The organism is Pinisolibacter sp. DMC19 (genome assembly GCF_056313985.1).
On the sequence record NZ_JBQUZF010000001.1, the window covers coordinates 193977 to 216207 of the forward strand.

At 68.3% G+C, this 22231-nt stretch carries 20 protein-coding genes and 1 tRNA gene; 13 read left to right on the forward strand and 8 right to left on the reverse strand.

Translation table 11 applies throughout. The features are described from left to right. Position 1: 1 nt before the first annotated feature. The 5 genes from ACT53U_RS00855 to ACT53U_RS00875 all read right to left on the reverse strand — a co-directional run bounded on the left by ACT53U_RS00855 (position 2) and on the right by ACT53U_RS00875 (position 6865). Positions 2–901: a branched-chain amino acid ABC transporter permease gene (locus ACT53U_RS00855; protein WP_476151965.1), complete on the reverse strand. Its 900-nt coding sequence runs from the start codon at positions 899–901 to the stop codon at positions 2–4. Between the two features lie 98 nt (positions 902–999). Beyond that, positions 1000–2310 (reverse strand): ABC transporter substrate-binding protein, encoded by a 1311-nt coding sequence (locus ACT53U_RS00860; RefSeq protein WP_476151967.1) that lies wholly within the window; start codon positions 2308–2310, stop codon positions 1000–1002. Between the two features lie 6 nt (positions 2311–2316). After that, positions 2317–3666, reverse strand: a complete 1350-nt coding sequence (locus ACT53U_RS00865) for an ABC transporter substrate-binding protein (protein WP_476151969.1) — start codon at positions 3664–3666, stop codon at positions 2317–2319. A gap of 171 nt (positions 3667–3837) precedes the next feature. Beyond that, on the reverse strand, positions 3838–5196 hold the full coding sequence (locus tag ACT53U_RS00870) for a sigma-54-dependent transcriptional regulator (RefSeq protein ID WP_476151970.1): 1359 nt from the start codon (positions 5194–5196) through the stop codon (positions 3838–3840). Position 5197: 1 nt separating this feature from the next. Then, entirely contained in the window at positions 5198–6865 is a 1668-nt protein-coding gene (locus tag ACT53U_RS00875) for a sensor histidine kinase (RefSeq protein ID WP_476151972.1), read from the reverse strand. Between the two features lie 145 nt (positions 6866–7010). Between ACT53U_RS00875 and ACT53U_RS00880 the strand changes: the two genes are divergently transcribed. From ACT53U_RS00880 to ACT53U_RS00890, 3 genes are all read left to right on the forward strand, one after another. Next, positions 7011–7262 carry a hypothetical protein gene (locus ACT53U_RS00880; RefSeq protein WP_476136844.1) on the forward strand — a complete coding sequence of 84 codons (252 nt, stop codon included), beginning with the start codon at positions 7011–7013 and terminating at the stop codon, positions 7260–7262. A 149-nt stretch (positions 7263–7411) separates the two neighbouring features. Next, on the forward strand, positions 7412–8101 hold the full coding sequence (locus ACT53U_RS00885; RefSeq protein ID WP_476151974.1) for a CDP-alcohol phosphatidyltransferase family protein: 690 nt from the start codon (positions 7412–7414) through the stop codon (positions 8099–8101). A gap of 322 nt (positions 8102–8423) precedes the next feature. Continuing rightward, positions 8424–9794, forward strand: a complete 1371-nt coding sequence (locus ACT53U_RS00890; RefSeq protein WP_476151975.1) for an aspartate aminotransferase family protein — start codon at positions 8424–8426, stop codon at positions 9792–9794. On the opposite strand, the gene ACT53U_RS00895 is transcribed toward ACT53U_RS00890, so the two are convergent. Next, complete coding sequence (locus tag ACT53U_RS00895; protein WP_476151977.1) at positions 9780–11021, reverse strand: glycosyltransferase family 4 protein; 1242 nt, start codon at positions 11019–11021, stop codon at positions 9780–9782. The genes ACT53U_RS00890 and ACT53U_RS00895 overlap by 15 nt on opposite strands. A 143-nt stretch (positions 11022–11164) precedes the next feature. Beyond that, positions 11165–11950: a class II glutamine amidotransferase gene (locus tag ACT53U_RS00900; RefSeq protein WP_476151978.1), complete on the reverse strand. Its 786-nt coding sequence runs from the start codon at positions 11948–11950 to the stop codon at positions 11165–11167. 345 nt (positions 11951–12295) lie between these two features. Here ACT53U_RS00900 and ACT53U_RS00905 point away from each other — a divergent pair, with 345 nt between their 5' ends. Further along, positions 12296–13072 (forward strand): sulfite exporter TauE/SafE family protein, encoded by a 777-nt coding sequence (locus ACT53U_RS00905; RefSeq protein WP_476151979.1) that lies wholly within the window; start codon positions 12296–12298, stop codon positions 13070–13072. 164 nt (positions 13073–13236) lie between these two features. Here the strand turns inward: ACT53U_RS00905 and ACT53U_RS00910 are convergent. Beyond that, positions 13237–13313, reverse strand: a tRNA-Asp gene (locus ACT53U_RS00910). A gap of 549 nt (positions 13314–13862) precedes the next feature. Between ACT53U_RS00910 and ACT53U_RS00915 the strand changes: the two genes are divergently transcribed. The 9 genes from ACT53U_RS00915 to nuoH all read left to right on the forward strand — a co-directional run bounded on the left by ACT53U_RS00915 (position 13863) and on the right by nuoH (position 22214). After that, entirely contained in the window at positions 13863–14228 is a 366-nt protein-coding gene (locus ACT53U_RS00915) for an NADH-quinone oxidoreductase subunit A (protein WP_476136834.1), read from the forward strand. Next, the gene (locus tag ACT53U_RS00920; RefSeq protein ID WP_476151980.1) at positions 14219–14800 is read left to right on the forward strand and encodes a NuoB/complex I 20 kDa subunit family protein; all 582 of its coding nucleotides are present in this window, start codon (positions 14219–14221) and stop codon (positions 14798–14800) included. The genes ACT53U_RS00915 and ACT53U_RS00920 overlap by 10 nt, the downstream gene beginning before the upstream one ends. Positions 14801–14889: 89 nt before the next feature. After that, on the forward strand, positions 14890–15492 hold the full coding sequence (locus ACT53U_RS00925; RefSeq protein WP_476151981.1) for an NADH-quinone oxidoreductase subunit C: 603 nt from the start codon (positions 14890–14892) through the stop codon (positions 15490–15492). 76 nt (positions 15493–15568) lie between these two features. Continuing rightward, on the forward strand, positions 15569–16759 hold the full coding sequence (locus ACT53U_RS00930; protein ID WP_476151982.1) for an NADH-quinone oxidoreductase subunit D: 1191 nt from the start codon (positions 15569–15571) through the stop codon (positions 16757–16759). Further along, on the forward strand, positions 16756–17016 hold the full coding sequence (locus ACT53U_RS00935) for a hypothetical protein (protein WP_476136827.1): 261 nt from the start codon (positions 16756–16758) through the stop codon (positions 17014–17016). Before ACT53U_RS00930 ends, ACT53U_RS00935 begins: the two co-directional genes overlap by 4 nt. Next, positions 17013–17672, forward strand: coding sequence for an NADH-quinone oxidoreductase subunit NuoE (nuoE, locus tag ACT53U_RS00940; RefSeq protein WP_476151983.1), 660 nt, complete (start codon positions 17013–17015; stop codon positions 17670–17672). The genes ACT53U_RS00935 and nuoE overlap by 4 nt, the downstream gene beginning before the upstream one ends. A gap of 83 nt (positions 17673–17755) precedes the next feature. Then, a complete protein-coding gene (nuoF, locus tag ACT53U_RS00945) occupies positions 17756–19042 on the forward strand; it encodes an NADH-quinone oxidoreductase subunit NuoF (protein WP_476151984.1) in 1287 nt (428 codons plus the stop codon). 9 nt (positions 19043–19051) lie between these two features. Continuing rightward, entirely contained in the window at positions 19052–21151 is a 2100-nt protein-coding gene (gene nuoG, locus ACT53U_RS00950; RefSeq protein WP_476151985.1) for an NADH-quinone oxidoreductase subunit NuoG, read from the forward strand. A 13-nt stretch (positions 21152–21164) separates the two neighbouring features. Further along, the gene (nuoH, locus tag ACT53U_RS00955) at positions 21165–22214 is read left to right on the forward strand and encodes an NADH-quinone oxidoreductase subunit NuoH (protein ID WP_476151986.1); all 1050 of its coding nucleotides are present in this window, start codon (positions 21165–21167) and stop codon (positions 22212–22214) included. Positions 22215–22231: the final 17 nt, after the last annotated feature.

Below are 22231 nucleotides of genomic sequence, written 5' to 3' on the forward strand. Positions count from 1 at the left end.
GTCAGATCTTTCTGGCAAGCGTGCGGCCGAAGAGGCCCTGCGGACGCACCGCGAGAACCACCGACATGACGCCGTAGATGACGAAGAGTTCGAGTTCCGGCGCGAGATGGACCGCGGCGGCGCGGGTCAGGCCGACCAGCACGGCACCGGCGGCGGCACCGCCGATCGAGCCCATGCCGCCGACCACGACGACGGCGAAGGCGAGCACGATCACCTCGACGCCGATGCCCGGCGACACCGAGATCGCCGGGGCGGTCAGTGCGCCGGCGAGCGTGCCGAGCATCGTGCCGACGGCGAAGGTGACGGCGAACATCGTCTTGACGTCGACGCCCATGGCCTGCGCCACCTCGCGATCGTGGATGATCGCCTGGAGGAGCTTGCCGCGATGGGTGCGGTTGAGCACCAGCCAGAGGAGGCCGCCGACCAGCACCGACACCGCGACCAGCGCCAGATCGTAGTTGGCGAAGGCGAGCGCCCCGATCGAGGTCCGGCCGAGGAACGAATAGGGCTGGTAGGTGAAATAGGGATCGACGCCCCACAGCAGCTTGGTCGCGTCCTCGAGGATGAGGAGCAGCGCATAGGTGACGATCACCATCAGGATCTCGTCGCGCCCGACCATCCGCCCGAGCAGGCCGTATTCGACGATGAGCCCGACCACCAGACCGGCGACCAGCGCCGCGGCGACGAGCAGCAGGTAGCCGACCCACGGATTGCCGCCGACCGAGTTGAACCACCAGCCGACCAGCGAGGCGGCCGAATAGGCGCCGATGGCGTAGAAGCTGCCGTGCGCCATGTTGAGGATGCGCATGACGCCGTAGATCACGGTCAGTCCGGCCGCGACCAGAAAGAGCCACGACGCATAGATGGCGCCGTCCATCAGGATGGCGAGAAGGGTGGTCATCGGTGTCTCCGTGGGGCTTCCCGGCGGCGGGGCCGCCGGGTTTCCTCAAGCAGATGGGTCCCGGCGGAGGCTCCGCCGGGACGTCTCGCGCGATGCGATCAGTCGCACTGGGCGCCGGGCATGCCGGCCTTGATCCAGTCCTGACCCGAGGTGCCGTCCGGCGGGGTGACGCAGGTGTCCTTGTAGGACTTCACGTTCTTCAGGATCGGCTTGCCGTTCTCGAAGTGGTACTCGCCGTAGGCGATGCCCTGCATCGCCTGATGGCCGCCGGCGCGCGCCATCTTCACGGTGCCGGAGACCGACTCGAAGGTGAGGCCGGTGAAGGCCGCGGTGATCGCGTCGGCGGTCGGGATCTTGCCGGCTGCGCCGCCGGCCGCCTTCTCGGTCGCCGCCTTCAGGCCGAGGATCGCCTGGGCCATCTTGAAGGACGGGTAGATCGGCTGCTCGTTCCACTTGGCGACATAGGCCTGACGCAGCCAGTCGGAGAGCGCGTTCTTCGGCGCGAAGGCACCGAAGGGACCGCGGCCGCCGATGATCATGCCGTTCGGCGCCTGACCCTTGTAGTGGTCGATGCCGGATTCGCCGCAGGTCAGCACCAGGGCCGACTTCTCGAACAGGCCGCGGGCGTTGCCCTGGAGCACGAAGGCCTCCATGTCGCCGCCCCAGAAGCTCGAATGGATGACGTCGGGCTTGGCGACCGACAGGGCCGAGATCTCGGCGCCGTACTGGCCCTGGAAGATCTTCGGGAACTGCTCGGCGACGATCTTGGCGTCGGGCTTCACCTTCTTCAGCGTTTCGGTGAAGTCGGCCCAGCTGTCCTGACCCCAGGCGTAGTTCTGCTGGATGCCGGCGATCGCGGTCGCCTTCGGACGGGTGTCGGCGAGGTAACGCACGGCGCCGACGTTGTCGACGACGGCGTCGAGGCCGGTGCGGAAGACGAATTTCGGCGACTTGTTCTCGACGAAGAGGCGCGAGGCGCCGCAGTCGTAGAGCACGGTCGGGATCTTCAGCTCCTCGGCCACCGGCGACACCGCGAGGCAGTCGCCCGACGAGATGTAGCCGATCACCGCGTCGACCTTCTGGCGCTCGACCAGATTGCGGAACTCCTCGACCTGTTTGGTCGCGCCGCCGTTCTCGTCGATGATCACGGCTTCGATCTCGAGGCCGTTGATGCCCTTCTTGTCGTAGGGAGCCGGCAGGCCGCCCTTGTTGAGCGCCTCGATCACGGTCTCGGCGGCGTGCGCCGAGGGCACGCCGAACGGACCGGCGGCGCCGCCCGAGAGGAAGGTCACGATGCCGAGACGGAACTTGCCGTTCTCGGCAGCCGACACGCCGGTCGCACCGAGGGCGACGAGACCGAGGACCGCGCCGGCGAGCAGGCGGCCGACCAGTGGCTTCACGAGTTTCATGCGTCTTCACTCCCTGTTTTTATGGGCATTTCCGATTTCGAGGCCGGCCTGGGAGCCCCGTCGCCGCATCACCACGTCGGGCGGGGGCACGAGATCCTCGGCGGCATAGACCCGCCAGTCGCCGAGCATGACCTCGGCCGGCGGGAATGCGCGGTTCGGCACGACCCGACCGACCGCCAACGGATGGACGATCTGGTGGGTGTTCGCGTCGATGTAGGAGGTGAAGCCCTCCGGATCCTTCGGCGTGTGCAGCCGGAGACCCTCGAGGGCACGGATGTGGTCGTCGGCGCTGCCGTTCGGCCCGGCGGCGGCGACGGCGGAGGCGATCGCCATGATGCCGGCATAGGCGCCCGCCGCGGCATAGGTCGGGTAGCGACCCTCCATGGCGTGGAAGTCCGAAACGAACCGGCGGTTCGCCTCCGTCTCCGGCCAGTTGTTGTGGTGGCGCGCCGACAGGATCAGGCCGGGCGGCGGATGGGCGCCGAGCGCCACCATCACGTCGAAATTGCCGCCGGTGTCGAAATTGGCGAGCCGGATCTTGTCGAAGAACGAGGTCGAGGCCGCCTGGCGCAGGAAGGCGATGAAGTCGCCGCCCCACAGTGCGGTCACGACGACGTCGGGCTTCGCCGCGATCAGAGCCTCGATGTAGGCGGAATAGTCGGGCTCGTAGAGCCGCGGCCAGAGCTCCGCCACCACCTCGGTCTCGACGCCGAGCTGGGCGAAGTTCTCCTTGAGGTCGCTCCACGACACGTGGCCGTAGTCGTAGTCCGGGCCGATGAAGGCGATGCGCTTCCAGCCCGTCTCCTTCTTCAGCGCCGCGAGATGGCGGGCACCGGCGGCGTTCGACGCCCAGCTGTCGTTGGTGACGCGGAAATAGTGGCGGTCGAAGGCGTCGAGCGTGAAGCGCGAGGAGGCGTGGTCGGTGCCGATCATCACCACCGAATGGGCGCTCGCCACCTCGCGCACCGCCTGGGCGACGCCCGAGGAGACCATGCCGCAGAAGAACTTCGCCTTGTCGCGACGCAGAAAGTCCTCCGCCATGCGCACCGCGAAGGAGGCCTTGGAGCGGTCGTCCTCGACGATCACGTGGATCTTCGGCGGCGGCGCCCCGATCGCGCCGCGGGCGAGATCGGCGAGCGCCAGACGGATGCCGGCGACGCTGTCGCGGCCGTAGATCGAAGAGCGCCCGGACATCGGATACATGCAGCCGACCACCACGTCGGCCTCGGCCGCCGGCACGCCGAATTCCATCCGCGCAGCGGCCGTCGCCGGTGCCAGCAGCACCGCGAACGAGACGACGACGATACGGACGAGACGACCGAACGCGTTCGGTCGCGGCCCCCTGCCTGGACGCATGTTTCTTCCCCCCGGAGCGATGGTTGATCCGTCGCTTCCGTAACCGAACGCCGTCGAGGGCGCTCGACAAATCGGTTCGCAATCGTCGTGCCAGTCGAGGCCACGAGGCGGCGTGCGGGTGCCGAGAGGAGAGGGGCCGAGCGCTCGAGCGGTTTCCGCTCGAGGCGCGCGTCAGGACGAGCGGTTTTCGCTCGAGAGCCCGAGCCGTTGCAGCCGGCGCTTCAGCGAATGACGCGAGATGCCGAGGAGTTCGGCGGCGCGGCCCTTCTGCCCGCCGGCCCGCGCCAGCGCGTCGGTGAGGAGGTGCCGCTCGGAGGCGTCGAGCCGATCGTCGAGCGCGGCGGCGTCCGCGCGGGCGGCCCCGTCGGTCATCTCCGGCGGCAGTTCGGCCGGCGAGATGATGCGGCCGGGGTGGAGGATCGTCAGCCGCTCGACGAGGTTCTTCAACTGGCGCACGTTGCCCGGCCAGCCGTGGCGCTCGAAGAGCCGCACCGCCGCCTCGTCGAGGGTGATCGGCGCGACGCCGCTCTCGGCCGCGAGCTTCACCGCGAAGTGCCGTGCCAGCGCGACGATGTCGCCGCCGCGTTCCCTGAGCGCCGGCAACTTCAGCTGGATGACGGCGAGGCGGTAGTAGAGATCCTCGCGGAAGCGGCCGGCCTTCACCTCGGCCGCGAGATCGCGGTTGGTGGCGGCGATCACCCGCACCTCGGCGATCCGCGCCTGACCGGAACCGATCGGCCGATAGCTGCCGTTCTCGAGGAAATGCAGGAGCTTCGCCTGCAGCGCCAGCGGCATCTCGCCGATCTCGTCGAGGAACAGCGTGCCGCCGTCGGCGAGCGCCACCAGACCGAGGCGGCGCTGATGGGCGCCGGTGAAGGCGCCCTTCTCGGTGCCGAAGAGCTCCGCCTCGATCAGCTGCTCGGGCAACGAGGCGCAGTTGACCTCGACGAAGGGCCCCTTGGCGCGGGCCGAGCGATTGTGGATCGAACGGGCGACGAGGCCCTTGCCGGTACCCGATTCGCCGAGCAGCAGCACACGCGTCGTGGCGGACGCCGCGACCCGGCGGATCGTTTCGGAAAGATCGCGCATCACCGCGCTGTCGCCGACCATGCCGTCGTCGCCGAGGATCGCCTCGCGGTGCCAGCTCACCTCCGCCGCGAGCTTCTCCCGCTCGAGGGTGGAGCGGATCGTGTGGATCAGGTCCTCGAGCTCGAAGGGCTTGGTGAGATAGTCCGACGCCCCGGCCTTCACCGCCTGCACCGCGGCGCGGGTGTCGCCGTGGGCGGAGATCATCACCACCGGCACCTGGATCTGCTCGCGCCTGAGCTTCTCGACCACTTCCGTGCCGGTCATGTCGGGCAGGCGCTGGTCGAGCAACACCAGATCCGGCATGGCGCGAGCGATCTCGACGAGGCCCTCGGCCGCCGTCAGGGCGCCACGCGCCGCGATCCCTTCCTCGCGCAGCGCGAAGAGGAGCGAGCGGACCAGTTGCTGTTCGTCGTCGACGATCAGGACGGAAATGTCGGACACGTCAGTCTCCGTCGGCGGCGCGGGGCAGGAGGAGGGTCACCACCGTTCCTTCGCCCGGCCGGCTCGCGATGTCGATCGTTCCTTCGTTGACCGCGACGAGTTGTCGGCAGATCGACAGACCGAGGCCGGTGCCGAAGGAACGGGTGGTGAAGAAGGGTTCCATCACGTGCGGCAGATCGCCGTCGGCGATGCCGTCGCCGGTGTCGGAGACCGCGACGAGGACGCCGCCCTCCGCGGCTTGCGCCTTGAGCGTCACCGCACCGCCGGCCGCGCAGGCCTGCATGGCGTTGACGATCAGGTTGAGCAGGATCTGCATCATGTGGTCGCGGTCGGCGAGCAGCACGAGATCGCCCTCGCCGAGCACGGCGAAATGCAGATCGCGCCGCTCGATCTCCGGCGTCACCAGCGCCTCGACCCGACGGAAGAGCTCGCGGACGGGGATGCGCGTCGTCTCCGGCGAGCGCGGCCGGCCGTATTCGAGCAGGTCCTCCATGACGCGGGCGAGCCGGTCGATCTCGGCCGAGACGCCGGTCAGGATCTCCTTGCGCTCGGGCACCTTCTCGTTGCGGGCGAGCGCCTGGACCGAGGTCTTGATCGCCGCCATCGGGTTGCGCACCTCGTGGGCGACACCGGTGGCGAACTGGCCGAGCACCGCCATCTTCTCGACGCTGACGATCCGCTCGATCGACTGTTCGAGCTTCTCCGACATGGCGTTGAAGGCGCGCGACACGACGTTGATCTCGTCGTCGCCGCGCTCCGGCAGGCGATAGTCGAGCCGGCCGGCCGAGACCGCGTCGGCGCCGACGACGAGGTGCCGCAGCCGTTGGCGCAGACGTTTGGAGAGGCGCAGGAACAGCACGATCAGCGCCGCCGCCGAGCCCACCACCAACATGTAGAGCCAGCGGCGCGCCTGATTGAACGGCCCGAGCAGCGCCTCGGGCTGGATCGCCAGCGCCACCCGCCAGCCCGGCGCGATCTCCGGCCCCGACATCAGATCGCCGACCGGCCGGGCAGGGCGCCCGACCGTGTCGAACAGCATGCCGCCGGGGGCGAGCAGCACCGGCTGGACGAGATTGCCGAGTTCCGACGCCCCCATCAGCTCGGTCACCGATGCGAGACGGACGTGGAGCGCGATCTTGCCGCTCTCGGCCCCGGTCGCGGGATCGCGCAGCGTCTGGCGCATCAGAAACCAGCCCGGCGCGCCGTTGGTCGGCGGAACGGGCCCGACGATCTCCGTCGCCCCGGTGCGGGCGCGCGGCAGATCGACGAGATCGGGCGCCGCTCCCTTCCAGTAGGGCGCGCCGGAGGCCGCTTGCCCTGCGATGACGCGGTCGAGCCCGCCGACCCGGTCGAAGAACCAGATGCCGTAGAGGTCCGGCACGTCGGCCTCGATCCTGAGGATCGCGGCGATCTCGTTGTCGGCGGCGCTCTCGCCCTGGATCGAGGGATAGTTCGACAGCGTGTCGAGCTGGTAGATGCGCGAATCGAAGAAGGCGCCGATGCGGCTCGCGGACGCGGCGAGCTGGGCGGAGAGCCGTTGGCCGGTCAGCGCCTCCAGCATGTCGCGGGCATAGGTGTCGTAGAGATGGCCGACCACGGCGAGCGGCACGACCGCCGCCAGCAGCGAGACGAGGAGATAACGCGAGACGAGCGACTTGGTACGGACCATGGCGCCATCATTTCAGCTTTCTCGCACGATCGGCAAGGAAGACGCGTCGCGCAGGGCTCCCCCGCCTGTCGTCGCCTCGTCATGCGGCGGTGCCATCCTGCCCACGGCGAAGAGTGTCTTTTCGCCCCTGAAGGAGGACGGTCCCATGTCGCTCGACAAACTCGCCGATCGCCTCGCCGGCCTGATCGGGGCCGACGCCACCGTCACGCTCGACGATGCCGAGCGGCCCTCGCTCGTCCGCTTCCATCGGCCCGACCCGATCGCCGACGATCTGGTCCGTGCGGCACTCGCCCGGGCCCGCGACGAGTTCCCGGAGGAGATGCGCGCCGTCGCCGGCGCCGTGATCTCCTTCGACGGTGCTCACGGCCCCACGCGCCGCGCCGTCGCCCTCGACTGAGCGTCCGTTTCATCGGCGCGGACGGGCTCCGAGCGGGCCCCCCGTTGCCCCGCTCGCCGGGACGTGCTTTGTCACGTTTCGACGGGAACGGCCGGCGGTGCCGGGGCGAACGGGGTGACGACATGACTTGGGACGACAGACCGGTATCCGTGCGGCGCGCCGCCGGCTTTTCGGTGCACGTCTTCACCGCCTCGGGCGGCGCCGTGGCGCTGCTCGCGCTCTACGCCGCGATCGAACGCGACTTCGCCGCCTGCTTCGCCTGGCTCGGCCTCGCGCTCTTCATCGACGGCATCGACGGCACGCTCGCCCGCGCCGCCAAGGTCACCGAGACCGCCGCCCGCATCGACGGCGTGGTGCTCGATCTCGTCATCGACTTTCTGACCTACGTGCTGGTGCCGGTGATCGCGCTGTGGCGCTCGGACCTCATGCCGACGCAGGTGTCGTTCTGGCTCGGCCTGATCGTCACGCTCGCCTCGACGCTCTATTTCGCCGACGCCTCGATGAAGACGCGCGACTACTGGTTCCGCGGCTTCCCGGCGATCTGGAATGTCGCGGTGCTCTATCTCTTCGTGCTGCGTCTGCCGTGGCAGGCGAGTGCGGCGATCCTGATTCTCGGCACCATCGGCATGTTCGTGCCGGTCGTCTTCGTCCACCCGCTCCGGGTGGTGAAGCTGCGCGCCCTGACCATCGTCGTCACCATGGGCTGGTTCGGCATCGCCTCGGCGGCGATCGCGGCGAACTTCCAGGTCGGCTGGGCGATCAAGCTCGGCTTCCTCGCGGTCGCCGGCTATTTCCTGGCGCTGCCCTTCTTCCGCCACTCGCCCTGGGCGGACGACTGAACGCGGCAGGCAAGTCCGTCCGTCTTCCTGTTCGGCTTCACCCTGAGGTGCCCGGCTATGCCGGGCCTCGAAGGGCGAAGCCAAGACGGGCATTGCCACTCGGCCCTTCGCGTTTCGAGGCTCGGCTTCGCCGAGCACCTCAACATGAAGGGCCTCCGCGACGGCTCTGTCGTTCCCTCCGTTCGCCGAGCGAACGAGTGGCGCTCACGGGCGCTTTTCCGTGTTGGGCGATCGTTCGATCGGCGTTAGGGTCCTGCCTTCGCCCCGTCGGGGCGTCGCAGCAGATTCCGCCGTTCCCACCGAGACGAGGACCTCGAGACCCATGTCCCATGCGCCCAATTCGCCCGAAGCCCGCGACGTGGCCAACCACCTCCACGGCTATACCAACGCCGTCCGACACGAAGAGATCGGCCCGCTGGTGTTGGAGCGCGGCGACGGCGTCCATGTCATCGACATCCACGGCAAGCGCTATCTCGAGGCGATGGCCGGCCTGTGGTCGGTCGGCGTCGGCTTCTCCGAGCCGCGCCTCGTCAAGGCCGCGACCCGCCAGCTCGAGACGCTGCCGTTCTACCATACGTTCGGCCACAAGAGCCAAGGCCCGGTGATCGACCTCGCCGAGAAGCTGGTGCAGCTCGCCCCCGTGCCGATGTCGAAGGTGTTCTTCACCAACTCCGGCTCGGAAGCCAACGACACGGTGATGAAGCTGCTGCGCTATCGCGCCAACGCCATGGGCGAGCCGAAGCGCAAGAAGTTCATCTCGCGCATCAAGGCCTATCACGGCGTGACCATCGCCTCGGCGAGCCTCACCGGCCTGGTCAACAACCATCGCTCCTTCGATCTGCCGATCGAGGGCGTCTTCCACACGACCGCGCCGCACTACTGGCGCGAGGGCCGTCCCGGCGAGACCGAGGAGGCCTTCGCCACCCGCTGCGCCGACGATCTCGAGGCGCTGATCCTGAAGGAAGGCCCGGAGACCATCTGCGCCATGTTCGGCGAGCCGATCATGGGCGCGGGCGGCGTCGTGGTGCCGCCGGCGACCTACTGGGAGAAGATCCAGGCGGTCCTGAAGAAGTACGGCATCCTGCTGGTCGCCGACGAGGTGATCTGCGGCTTCGGCCGAACCGGCAACTTCTGGGGCTCGCAGACCTACGGCATGAAGCCGAACGTGCTCACCTGCTCCAAGCAGCTGACCTCGTCCTACATGCCGATGTCGGCGATCCTGATCGACGAGGAGGTCTACCGCCCGATCGCCGAGGAATCCGGCCGTATCGGCACGCTCGGCCACGGCTTCACCGCCGGCGGTCACCCGGTCGCCGCCGCCGTGGCGCTGGAGAACCTCGCGATCATCGAGGAACGCGGCCTCGTCGCCAACGCGGCGACCGTCGGCGCCCATCTCCAGAAGCGTCTGGCCGGTCTCGCCGGTCACCCGCTGGTCGGCGAGGTGCGCGGCCGTGCGCTGATCGCCGCGGTCGAACTGGTGGTCGACAAGAAGGCCAAGACCGCGCTCGATCCGGTCGGCAAGCTCGGCGGCACGGTTGCCAACATCATGCAGGAGAAGGGCGTGATCTCCCGCGCCATGGGCGAGGCGATCGCCTTCTGCCCGCCGATGATCATCACCGAGGCCCAGGTCGACACGATGGTCGACGTCTTCGCCGCGTCGCTCGACGAGGCGAAGGTCTCACTCGGTCTGTGACGGATCGCCGCCGCGCGGTGCGCGGACGTCCGGATAGAGCGGCTCGCGACGGTTGATCCGACCGTCGCGGGCGAGCCGGTAGCGCTCGATCACGCCGCGCACGATGTTCGACCAGTCGAAGTCGCGCCCGCGCCCGATCGCCGCCCGGCTCATACGGGCGCGACGCTCGTCGTCGCCGAGCAGATCGACGATTGCCGCGGCGAAGCCGGCGACATCGTCGAAGTCGACGAGAACGCCGGCTTCCGTCTCGCCGATCACGTCGGGGATGCCGCCGACCCGCGTCGCCACGATCGGCAGACCCGCCGCCATCGCCTCGCACAGCGCGATGCCCTGCGATTCCTCCTGGGAATGCAGCACGAAGACCTGTGCCCGCGAGAGCGCCTCGAGGATCGCCGCGCGCGGCGCGTCGACGTGGATGGCAACGCGGTCCTCGAGCCCGAAACGGGCGACGAGGGCGCGGAGCTCGTCGAGATGGCCGGGCGAGGCGAGCGAGCCGATGATCTCGAGCCGCGCCTCGGGCACCTTCGCGGCGACGATCGCGAAGGCGGCGATGGTGCGGTCGTGACCTTTCCGCGGATGGACGACGCCGACCGACACCAGCGTCGGCGTCGGCCGCTCGGCCTCGCGTGCGGCGGCGAATTCGGCAAAGTCGATCCCCTGAGGGATCGGCGAGGGCCGGACGGCGGCGCGTCCCTCGACGGCGCGCGCCACGTAGGACGTGTCGACGATCAGCAGGCGCGCGAGCTTCAGCTGTGCCCGCTCGCAGCCGGCATGGAGCAGGAAGCGCAGCCACGCCTTGAGCCCGCCGCCCTGGGCGAGCGCATCGCGCAGCTCCTTCTCGACGATGCCGTGCAGCGTCCACACCAGCGGCAGCCGGAGCACGCGGCACGCCAGCATCACGCCGAGCTCGAACAGGCCCGAACCGTGCAGATGGACGACCGAGCCCGGACTGCGGCGCAGCATGCCGATCACCATCGGCACGCGGGCGACCGAGGAGACCTGGAACTTCCACGGCGCGTCCAGCCAGATCGTCTCGATCCCGGCGACGGCGCCGCGCTCGATGCCGCCGCCGACCTTCTTGGGCGTGGCGACGACCCGCAGCCGAGCGATGTCGGGATGGACGACGAGATGCCGTCCGAGGCCGAGGAGAGAGGCCTGGATGCCACCTTCGACGTGGGCTTCGTCGCGGGGGAAGGGGCCGATCGTCAGGATGTCGAGTGCGGTCAAGGGTCTGTCGAGGCTCGCGAAGGGACACGAAGGCCGCGGCGTCCGCCGGCCGATCCCCCTCCCGACCGACGACGCGCGTCGTCGCACCTTACCGCAAAGGAAGCGGCGGCGAAGCGTCGTCGTTCGGAGAATGTGCGCGATGGTCAACGCCGGCGGACGGGGCCGATGTCGAAGACCTCGCCGTCGCGCAGCGCCAGCGTCTCGCCCGGCACCAGTTCCCGCCACGCCTCGTCGCGGGTGAGCGGCCGCGTCGCCACGACCGAGACGACGTCGTTCGGCGTCGTCTCGGCCGAGAAGTCGACCTGCAGATCCTCGTCGAGCAGCGTCGCTCGGCCGAAGGGCGCCCGCCGGGTGATCAGCGACAGGCGCTTGCCGCAATGGGCATAGAGCGTCCGCCCGTCGGAGAGCAGCGCGTTGAAGACGCCGAGCGTGCCGAGTTCGGAAAAGAGTGCCGGCAGCGCCGCGTCGAGCCGGCGCGGGGCAGGGAGCGTCGCCCAGCGCTCCTCGATTCGACCGAGCAGCCAGCAGAAGGCATGTTCGCTGTCGGTCGAGCCGACCGGACGGAAGCGGCCGAGCGTCAGCCGCTTCACCCCCTTGAGCTGGCCGTTGTGGGCGAAGGTCCAGGGCCGGCCCCACAGCTCGCGGGTGAAGGGGTGGGTGTTCTCCAGCGCCACCCGGCCGCGATTGGCGCGCCGCACGTGGGCGACGACGACCCGGCTCTTGATCGGATAGGCGCGCAGCAGCCGCGCCAGATCCGACTTCGCCGAGGGCTCCGGATCGTGGAACGACCGGCAGCCGCGCCCCTCGTAGAAACTGATGCCCCAGCCGTCGGCATGCGGCCCCGTCTCGCCACCGCGTCGCGCCAGTCCTGCGAAGGAGAAGCGGATGTCGGTGGGCACGTTGGCGCTCATGCCGAGGAGTTCGCACATCGTCCGGGATCCTGCTCCGGTGGGTGGGTCGATCGGGCGCGACAAGGAAGCCTCGAGCGAGCCCCGATCACAAGACGCGGGCGGTCGGTGTTGGGCGACGGACGCGAAAAATCATTCTCCGTCGAAGCGATTCCGGGCGATGGCGCCGCCGTCCCGACCGATGCATCAGCGTAACGGCACCGCCACACGAATTTTGCCGCGTCGCAATACGAAGAGTGAATTCCTTCCCGTTTCGGCGCTGATTGCACATGGACGTTCTCGCAATGCAGCAATCACCGGAGAATCAGGAAGCACTTTGCGGCCCGATTGAGGGAAAATACGCATACCTTCGAGAGGGAGACGCCGATGCCGTCGATCGAGCCGATGCACCTAGCCGTCCTCTTCGTCGCCTCGCTCGCCGCGGGCGTCGTCAACGCGCTCGCCGGCGGCGGTTCGCTGGTGACCCTGCCGGTGCTGCTCGGCCTCGGCCTGCCGCCCGTGGTGGCCTCCGGCACCAATGCCGTCGCCGCCTGGAGCGGCCTTCTCGGCGGCGCCCTGCGCTGCCGCAGCGTCCTCGCCCCGCATGCCGTCGGCGTCCGCGCCTTCGCCGTCCTGTCGGCGATCGGCGGGGCGATCGGCGGCGGCCTGGTGATTCTGGCGCCGCGCGGGCTGCTCGAGACGTCCATGCCCTGGATGATTCTCGCCGCCACCGTCTGCTTTCTCGTCGTGCCGTGGATTCGCGAATGGATCGGCGGCGGCGATTCCTGGACGCCCGGCGAAACCTCCGACGTCTTCGGCTGGCGCGGTGCGGTCCATGGACTGGTGTCGATCCTGACGGGCTTCTTCAACCCCGCCGGCGGCGTCGCCATGGTCGCCGCCTTCCAGGCCTTCGGCGTCGCCGACCTGGCGCTGGCGACCGCCCTGAAGATCGTGCTGGGCATGGCGATGACCGGCGCCTCGGTCGCGGTCTTCGTCTCGGTCGGCGCCGTCTCCTGGCCCCTGGCGGCGGTGATGATCGCCGGCACGGTCGCAGGCGGCTGGATCGGCGCGGCGATCGCGCTCGCCGTCGACGCCCGCCTGCTGCGCGGCACCGTGCTCGCCTGGGGCGGCGCCATGTCCGCGATGTTTCTCTTCCACGCCTGACGCGCACACCGAGTCGAAACGGCCGCGACGATTCGATTCGTGCGATCGATGGGCGACGTGGCGCGGGCAGGGAAGGGCGGCTCGAAACGAGGCCGGAAATGCGAAAGACCGGCGGCCTTTCGGCGCACCGGTCTTTTGGCACATCGCTCTCCGAAGAGAGAGAATGGCGGGAGCGACGGGGCTCGAACCCGCGACCTCCGGCGTGACAGGCCGGCACTCTAACCGACTGAGCTACGCCCCCGCTGTCTCGCTTCCGGGGCAGCACCCCGTCGGCGATGGCGCTCGTTTAAGGCCCCCCGCCGGACCTGTCAAGCGTCGAAACTCGACGTTCTTTCCGAGCCTTCGCCGCCGTCTGTGGAAAAACACGCATGTCTCCCTCGTGCCGCCCGCCGCCGCGTTGGGTTTTTCACCGTCGAACGACGATCGCGACCATCGCCGTCGAACCGTCCGAAATTTCAATTCACCGCCGAGAGCGCCGCGAACCGCGGGGAGGGACGATCGATCGCCCGGACACCCCCGACGCGAAACGTCGCCCGCCGCGCGGGACGCTCACGCGAAAGGGATTTCCACTTCCTACCAAAGAGGCTTTCCAATGTGCTTGCTTCGGTCACGGGGGTGGGCTAAGCGTGCCTCGTGACGAGACGTCGCACCCTGCGGTCGCGTTTCGCCGCCCTTGTGGCTCTTGCGAAATTCGCTTCGGCGCGTTCCATTTCGCGGGCTCCGGGGCGAATGCCGCCGACGACGCACCCACGCGCCGCGGCCCTCGGATCGGGAGAGGAACGGGATCGCCATGCAAGGCCTGCTCAGCGAATACCTGCCGATCGTCGTCTTCATCGCGCTCGGTGCCGTCATCGGTCTCGCGCTTCTGGTCGCGCCGTTCCTGGTCGCCTACAAGAAGCCCGACCCCGAGAAGCTGTCGGCCTACGAATGCGGCTTCAACGCCTTCGACGACGCCCGCATGAAGTTCGACGTCCGCTTCTATCTGGTGTCGATCCTCTTCATCATCTTCGACCTCGAAGTCGCCTTCCTGTTCCCGTGGGCGGTCGCCTTCGGCAAGCTCGGCTGGTTCGGCTTCTCCTCGATGATGGTGTTCCTCGGCGTCCTGACGATCGGCTTCGTCTACGAGTGGAAGAAGGGAGCCCTGGAATGGGACTGATCCGCGAGACCTCTCCGCTCGTCGCTCCGGCCCCCAAGGGCATCATCGATCCGAACACCGGCGAACCGGTCGGTGCGAAGGACCCGTTCTTCCTGCAGATCAACGACGAGCTGGCCGACAAGGGCTTCCTCGTCACCGCGACCGACGACCTCATCAACTGGGCCCGAACCGGTTCGCTGATGTGGATGACCTTCGGTCTCGCCTGCTGCGCCGTCGAGATGATGCAGCTGTCGATGCCGCGCTACGACGTCGAGCGCTTCGGCTTCGCGCCGCGCGCCTCGCCGCGTCAGTCCGACGTGATGATCGTCGCCGGCACGCTGACCAACAAGATGGCCCCCGCTCTGCGCAAGGTCTACGACCAGATGCCGGAGCCGCGCTACGTCATCTCGATGGGCAGCTGCGCCAACGGCGGCGGCTACTATCACTATTCCTATTCGGTGGTGCGCGGTTGCGACCGCGTGGTGCCCGTGGACGTCTACGTCCCCGGCTGCCCCCCGACCGCCGAGGCGCTCCTCTACGGCGTTCTGCTTCTGCAGAAGAAGATCCGCCGCACCGGCACCATCGAGCGCTGATCGCGCTTCCCGGGGCCGGTCGGCCTGCCCCGGTCCGCTGAAACGAAGGGACGCCGAAAGGCGTCGGGACGAAGGGTCAGGGCCAAGCGATGTCCGACACGCTCCAGTCTCTCGGCGAGACGATCGCGGCGAAGCTCCCAGGCAAACTGGAAGGCTGGTCCGTCGGCGTCGACATGGTGACGCTCGAGGTCGCGCCCGCCGCGCTGATCGACGTGCTCTCGGTGCTCTACGGCGACGCCGACCTGAAGTTCGTCAACTTCACCGACACCTGCGGCGTGGATTATCCCGCCCGCGAGAAGCGGTTCGACGTCGTCCACCACCTCATGTCGCCGACCCTGAACGCCCGCGTCCGCGTGCGCGTCCAGACCGACGAGGTGACGCCGGTGCCGTCCGCCACCGCGATCTACCCCGGCGCCGACTGGTTCGAGCGCGAGACCTACGACATGTACGGGATCCTGTTCTCGGGTCACCACGACCTGCGGCGGATCCTGACGGACTACGGTTTCGACGGTCACCCGCTGCGCAAGGACTTCCCCACCACCGGCTACGTCGAGGTTCGCTACGACGAGGTCGAGAAGCGGGTGGTCTACGAGCCGGTCAAGCTCGCGCAGGAATTCCGGAATTTCGACTTCCTCTCGCCGTGGGAAGGGCCGGATCGCGTCCTGCCGGGCGACGAGAAGGCGACGAACTGATCGGCGGGCGGCCGCACGCCGGCCGCCGAGGCGAAACGCCCCTCCGGGGGATGGACTGGAAGACGAGGGCCGCGCAATGGGCGCCGAAGCGACCGTTCGGAACTTCAACATCAACTTCGGACCGCAACATCCTGCGGCGCATGGCGTTCTTCGCCTCGTGCTGGAGCTTGACGGCGAAGTGGTGACCCGCGTCGACCCGCATATCGGCCTGCTGCATCGCGGCACCGAGAAGCTGATCGAGTCCAAGACCTACGCCCAGGCGACGCCCTATTTCGACCGGCTCGACTACTGCGCGCCGATGAATCAGGAGCATGCCTTCTGCCTCGCCGCCGAGAAGCTGCTCGGCGTCGACGTGCCGAAGCGCGGCCAGCTGATCCGCGTGCTCTATTCCGAGATCGGCCGTCTCCTCTCCCACCTCCTCAACGTGACGACCCAGGCGATGGACGTCGGCGCGCTGACCCCGCCGCTGTGGGGCTTCGAGGAGCGCGAGAAGTTGATGATCTTCTACGAGCGTGCCTGCGGCGCCCGCATGCACGCCAACTATTTCCGCGTCGGCGGCGTCCATCAGGACCTGCCGGACGGCCTCCTCGAGGACATCGCCACGTTCTGCGACACCTTCCCCAAGGTGCTCGACGACCTCGAAGGCCTCCTCACCGAGAACCGCATCTTCAAGCAGCGCAACGTCGACATCGGCGTCGTCAGCCTGGAAGACGCGTGGAAGTGGGGCTTCTCGGGCGTCATGGTGCGCGGTTCGGGTGCCAAGTGGGATCTGCGCAAGTCGCAGCCCTACGAGTGCTACTCGGAGCTCGACTTCGACATCGCCGTCGGCAAGAACGGCGACTGCTACGACCGCTACCTGATCCGCATGTTCGAGATGCGCGAGTCGACCCGCCTGATGCATCAGTGCGTCGAGCGCCTGCTCGGCCACGATCGCGGACCGGTCTCGGCCGACAACCACAAGATCGTGCCGCCCAAGCGCGGCGAGATGAAGCGCTCGATGGAAGCGCTGATCCACCACTTCAAGCTCTACACCGAGGGCTTCCACGTTCCGGCCGGCGAGGTCTATGCCGCCGTCGAGGCGCCCAAGGGCGAATTCGGCGTCTACCTCGTCGCCGACGGCACCAACAAACCCTATCGCTGCAAGATCCGGGCTCCGGGCTTCGCGCATCTGCAGGCGATGGACTTCCTCAACCGGGGTCACATGCTCGCCGACGTCGCGGCGATCCTGGGCTCGCTCGACATCGTCTTCGGCGAGGTCGACCGGTGAAGGAGATCGATTGTCCCAACCACGGACGCCAGCACGTCGCCATCGCCTGCACGGCCATCCCGGCCGCTCTGCTCGACGGCGAGACGCGCGGTTTCCACTGGTACGAGGACGATCGCGGAATTGCCTGCGCGCTGTGTGACGACTGCGCGCGAGCGATGGAACAAGGTTCGAAACCGCCGCACGCCATGCAGGTGATGTGCGGCGCCTGTTTCGAGTCGGTCTGGAACATGAACGATCAGCCGCCGAGGATTTCATGAGCGTCCGCAGGCTCGCCCCCGCCGAGGTCCAACCGGCCTCCTTCGCCTTCACGCCCGAGAACGAGGCCTGGGCCCAGATGGTGCTCGGCCGCTACCCTGCGGGCAAGCAGGCGTCGGCCGTGATCCCGTTCCTGATGCGCGCACAGGACCAGGAAGGCTGGGTCTCCAAGGCCGCGATCGAGACGATCGCCGACCGTCTGGGCATGAAGCACATCCGCGTCCTCGAGGTCGCGACCTTCTACACCCAGTTCCAGCTGGCTCCGGTCGGTTCGGTCGCCCACGTGCAGGTCTGTGGCACCACGCCCTGCATGCTCCGCGGCTCGGACGAGATCATCAAGGTCTGCAAGAACCGGATCGCCCACCACGCCCACGAGCTCTCCGCCGACGGAAAGTTCTCGTGGGAAGAGGTCGAGTGCCTCGGTGCCTGCGTGAACGCGCCGATGGTCGCGGTCGCCAAGGACACCTACGAGGACCTGACGGCCGAGAGCTTCAACGCCGTGCTCGACGCCTTCGAGCGGGGCGAGACGCCGAAGCCGGGTCCGCAGAACAGCCGCACCGGCGCCGAGGCCGAGGGCGGCGCCACCACGCTGACCGATCCGGGCCTCTGGGACGGCTCCTACCGGGTCAACATCGTGACCGGCGGCGGGGCGAAGTGATTTCGAATTCCGTGCCCTTCGGGGCGCGGTAGAGACATCCGGCGCGAGCCGGGGGGTGCCGAAAGGCGAGCGGGAAGAGACCGATGCTCCACGACAAGGACCGCATCTTCACCAACATCTACGGCTTTCAGGACAAGTCCCTGAAGGGCGCGATGTCGCGTGGCCTCTGGGACGGCACCAAGCAGATCCTGGAAATGGGTCGCGACTGGATCATCGACCAGATGAAGGCCTCGGGCCTGCGCGGCCGCGGCGGCGCCGGCTTCCCGACCGGCCTCAAGTGGTCCTTCATGCCGAAGGTCTCCGACGGCCGTCCGCACTATCTCGTCGTCAACGCCGACGAGTCCGAGCCGGGCACCTGCAAGGACCGCGAGATCCTGCGCAACGACCCGCATCACCTGATCGAAGGCTGCCTCATCGCCTCCTTCGCGATGGGGGCGAATGCCGCCTACATCTACGTCCGCGGCGAGTTCATCCGCGAGCGCGAGGCGCTGCAGGCCGCGATCGACGAGTGCTATGCCGCCAAGCTCCTCGGCAAGGACAACATCCACGGCTGGCCGTTCGATCTCTACGTCCACCACGGCGCCGGCGCCTACATCTGCGGCGAAGAGACCGCGCTGCTCGAGTCTCTCGAGGGCAAGAAGGGCCAGCCGCGCCTGAAGCCGCCGTTCCCGGCGAACGTCGGCCTCTACGGCTGCCCGACCACGGTCAACAACGTCGAATCGATCGCGGTGGCGCCGACCATCCTGCGTCGCGGCGGCGCCTGGTTTGCCGGCATCGGCCGCGCCAACAACAACGGCACCAAGCTCTTCATGATCTCCGGCCACGTCAACAAGCCGTGCGTCGTCGAGGAGGAGCTGGGCATCCCGTTCAAGGACCTGATCGAGAAGCACGCCGGCGGCATTCGCGGCGGCTGGGACAATCTCCAGGCCGTCATCCCCGGCGGGGCCTCGTGTCCGATCGTCCGTGCCGACCAGATCATGGACGCGCAGATGGACTTCGACGGCATGCGCGGCATCGGGTCGAGCTTCGGCACCGGAGGCCTGATCGTCATGGACAAGTCGACCGACGTCATCAAGGCGATCGCCCGCATCTCCTATTTCTTCCGGCACGAGAGCTGCGGCCAGTGCACGCCGTGCCGCGAAGGCACCGGCTGGATGTGGCGGGTGATGGAGCGTCTGGTGACGGGCGATGCCGACCCGAAGGAAGTCGACATGCTCTTCCAGGTGTCGAAGCAGGTCGAGGGCCACACCATCTGCGCGCTGGGCGACGCGGCCGCATGGCCGGTGCAGGCGCTGATCAGGAATTTCCGCCCGGTCATCGAAGAACGCATCGCCGCCCGCAAGGCCGGCGTTCGCGCGGCGGCGGAGTGAGGAACGGGCATGGCCAAGATCAAGATCGACGGCACCGAGATCGACGTCGCCCCGGAAGCGACCCTTCTCCAGGCCTGTGAGCAGGCGGGAGCGGAAGTTCCGCGCTTCTGCTTCCACGAGCGCCTGTCGGTGGCGGGCAACTGCCGCATGTGCCTCGTCGAGGTGAAGGGCGGACCGCCGAAGCCGCAGGCCTCCTGCGCCATGTCGGTGAAGGACCTGCGTCCCGGCCCGAACGGCGAGCCGCCGGAAGTCTTCACGACCACCCCGATGGTCAAGCGCGCCCGTGAGGGCGTGATGGAGTTCCTGCTGATCAACCATCCGCTCGACTGCCCGATCTGCGATCAGGGCGGCGAGTGCGACCTGCAGGACCAGGCGATGGCCTTCGGCGGCGACGCCGGCCGTTTCGCCGAGAACAAGCGCGCCGTCGAGGACAAGGACATCGGTCCGCTGGTCAAGACGGTGATGACCCGCTGCATCCAGTGCACCCGCTGCGTCCGCTTCACCGCGGAAGTCGCCGGCACCGCGGACATGGGCCTCATCTCGCGCGGCGAGGACGTCGAGATCACCACCTATCTCGGCTCGGCCATGGCCTCGGAGCTGCAGGGCAACGTCGTCGACCTCTGCCCGGTCGGCGCGCTCACTTCGCGCCCCTACGAGTTCAAGGCCCGTCCCTGGGAACTCTCCAAGACCGAATCGATCGACGTCATGGACGCGCTCGGCTCCAACATCCGCGTCGACGTGCGCGGCCGTGAGGTCGTCCGCATCCTGCCGCGCCTCAACGAGGCGGTGAACGAGGAGTGGATCTCGGACAAGACCCGCCACGTGGTCGACGGCCTGAAGACCCAGCGTCTCGATCGCGCTTACGTCCGCGTCGGCGGCAAGCTGACGACCGCGTCGTGGGCGAAGGCGCTCGAGACGGTGGCCGAGAAGATCAAGGCGACCGCGTCGGACAAGATCGGCATCGTCGTCGGCGACTTCGCCAGCGCCGAAGAGCTCTTCGCGGTGAAGACGCTCGCCGCCTCGCTCGGCATCGCCTCGGTCGACGCCCGCGCCGACGGCTCCTGCCTCGACGGCAAGGCCGGCCGCGGCTCGTATGTCTTCAACGCCACCGTCGCCGGCATCGAAGAGGCAGATGCGATCCTGATCGTGGGCTCGAACCCGCGCCTCGAATCGCCCGTCCTCAACGCCCGCATCCGCAAGCGCTGGCGCCGTGGTGGTCTCCAGATCGGCGTGATCGGCGAGGAAGCCGATCTCACCTACGCCTACAACTTCCTCGGCGAGGGCACCGCCGGCCTCGAGGCGCTCGCCTCCGGCCGGAACGGCTTCCTCGAAGTTCTGAAGGCGGCCAAGAAGCCGCTGGTCATCGTCGGCAACGCCGTCACCACCCGTGCCGACGGCGCCGCCGTCCTGGCCAAGGTGGCGGAGATCGCCGCGACGATCGGCGCGGTCTCGGCCGAATGGAACGGCTTCTCGGTGCTCCACACCGCGGCGAGCCGCGTCGCGGCCCTCGACCTCGGCGTCGTGCCGGCGGCCGGCGGCAAGTCGACCAGGGAGATCCTCGACGGTGCCGCTTCGGGCGCGATCGAGGTGGTGATCCTCGTCGGCGCCGACGAGATCGACACTTCGAAGCTCGCCTCCGCCTTCGTGGTCTATCTCGGCACTCACGGCGACAAGGGCGCGCATGCGGCTTCCGTCATCCTGCCGGGCGCCGCCTATACCGAAAAGTCGGGCATCTTCGCCAACACCGAAGGCCGCATCCAGCTGGCCTCCCGCGCCGCCTTCCCGCCGGGCGAGGCCCGCGAGGACTGGGCGGTGCTGCGGGCGCTGTCGGCTCTGGTCGGCCGGACGCTGCCCTTCGACAGCCTCGGCGAACTGCGCGCCGCGCTCGTCGCCGCGCATCCGACTTACGCCGGGCTCGACGCGATCGCTCCGACGTCCCATGAAGACGTCGCGAAGCTCGCCACCGGGGCCGGTTCGCTCGCGGCCGACGACTTCGTGTCGCCGGTGACGGACTTCTATCTGACGAACCCGATCGCGCGGGCGTCCAAGACGATGGCGGAATGCTCCGCGCTGGCAGCCGCCCGCGCGACGGCCGCCGCGGCGGAATGAGGGAGAGAGCCCGATGTACGCACTGTGGGTCGACTACCTCTGGCCGCTCCTGATCATCGTTCTGGAATCGCTGGCACTGCTCGTCGTTCTGCTGATCGGCGTCGCCTACGTCATCTATGCCGACCGCAAGATCTGGGCAGCGGTGCAGATGCGCCGTGGTCCCAACGTCGTCGGACCCTGGGGCCTGCTGCAGTCCTTCGCGGACATGCTGAAGTTCGTCTTCAAGGAGCCGATCATCCCGGCGGGTGCCAACAAGGGCATCTTCATCGTCGCGCCGTTCTTCGCCACGATGGTGGCGCTGGCGGCCTGGGCGGTGATCCCGGTCGCCGACGGTTGGGTGATCTCCGACATCAACGTCGGCATCCTCTACGTGCTGGCGATCTCCTCGCTCGGCGTCTACGGCACGATCATGGGCGGCTGGGCTTCGAACTCGAAGTACCCGTTCCTGTCGGCGCTGCGCTCGGCGGCGCAGATGGTCTCCTACGAAGTCTCGATCGGCTTCGTGATCATCACCGTGCTGCTCTGCGTCGGCTCGCTGAACCTCTCGGCGATCGTTCGCGCCCAGGATCACGGCCTCGCCACCATGCTGGGCGTGCCGTGGCTGAGCTTCCTGAACTGGTTCTGGCTGCCGCTGCTGCCGATGATGACGATCTTCTTCATCTCGGCGCTGGCGGAAACCAACCGCCCGCCCTTCGATCTGGCCGAAGCCGAGTCCGAACTCGTCGCCGGCTTCATGGTCGAATACGGGTCGTCGCTCTACATGCTGTTCATGCTCGGCGAATATGTGGCCATCGTGCTGCAGTGCGCCATGCTGACGATCCTGTTCATGGGCGGTTGGGCGTCGCCGATCGATCTGCCGCCGTTCAACTGGATCCCCGGCGTGTTCTGGTTCGTGCTGAAGATCCTGTTCTGGTTCTTCATGTTCGCGATGGTGAAGGCTTTCGTGCCGCGCTACCGCTACGACCAGCTGATGCGTCTGGGCTGGAAGGTCTTCCTGCCGATCTCGCTCGGCATGGTGGTGATCGTCGCCGGCGTGCTGCAGGCGACCGGCTGGGCGCCGTGAGCGCGAAGGGAAGGGGG

Coding starts and splice junctions, on each gene's coding strand:
- ACT53U_RS00880 (WP_476136844.1), top strand. CDS start 7,011: ATGTCGCTCGACAAACTCGCCGATCGCCTCGCCGGCCTGATCGGGGCC.
- nuoF (WP_476151984.1), top strand. CDS start 17,756: ATGCTCCACGACAAGGACCGCATCTTCACCAACATCTACGGCTTTCAG.
- ACT53U_RS00875 (WP_476151972.1), bottom strand. CDS start 6,865: ATGGTCCGTACCAAGTCGCTCGTCTCGCGTTATCTCCTCGTCTCGCTG.
- ACT53U_RS00930 (WP_476151982.1), top strand. CDS start 15,569: ATGGGCGCCGAAGCGACCGTTCGGAACTTCAACATCAACTTCGGACCG.
- ACT53U_RS00920 (WP_476151980.1), top strand. CDS start 14,219: ATGGGACTGATCCGCGAGACCTCTCCGCTCGTCGCTCCGGCCCCCAAG.
- ACT53U_RS00865 (WP_476151969.1), bottom strand. CDS start 3,666: ATGCGTCCAGGCAGGGGGCCGCGACCGAACGCGTTCGGTCGTCTCGTC.
- ACT53U_RS00905 (WP_476151979.1), top strand. CDS start 12,296: ATGCCGTCGATCGAGCCGATGCACCTAGCCGTCCTCTTCGTCGCCTCG.
- ACT53U_RS00855 (WP_476151965.1), bottom strand. CDS start 901: ATGACCACCCTTCTCGCCATCCTGATGGACGGCGCCATCTATGCGTCG.
- ACT53U_RS00890 (WP_476151975.1), top strand. CDS start 8,424: ATGTCCCATGCGCCCAATTCGCCCGAAGCCCGCGACGTGGCCAACCAC.
- ACT53U_RS00925 (WP_476151981.1), top strand. CDS start 14,890: ATGTCCGACACGCTCCAGTCTCTCGGCGAGACGATCGCGGCGAAGCTC.
- ACT53U_RS00915 (WP_476136834.1), top strand. CDS start 13,863: ATGCAAGGCCTGCTCAGCGAATACCTGCCGATCGTCGTCTTCATCGCG.
- nuoH (WP_476151986.1), top strand. CDS start 21,165: ATGTACGCACTGTGGGTCGACTACCTCTGGCCGCTCCTGATCATCGTT.
- nuoG (WP_476151985.1), top strand. CDS start 19,052: ATGGCCAAGATCAAGATCGACGGCACCGAGATCGACGTCGCCCCGGAA.
- ACT53U_RS00900 (WP_476151978.1), bottom strand. CDS start 11,950: ATGTGCGAACTCCTCGGCATGAGCGCCAACGTGCCCACCGACATCCGC.
- nuoE (WP_476151983.1), top strand. CDS start 17,013: ATGAGCGTCCGCAGGCTCGCCCCCGCCGAGGTCCAACCGGCCTCCTTC.
- ACT53U_RS00860 (WP_476151967.1), bottom strand. CDS start 2,310: ATGAAACTCGTGAAGCCACTGGTCGGCCGCCTGCTCGCCGGCGCGGTC.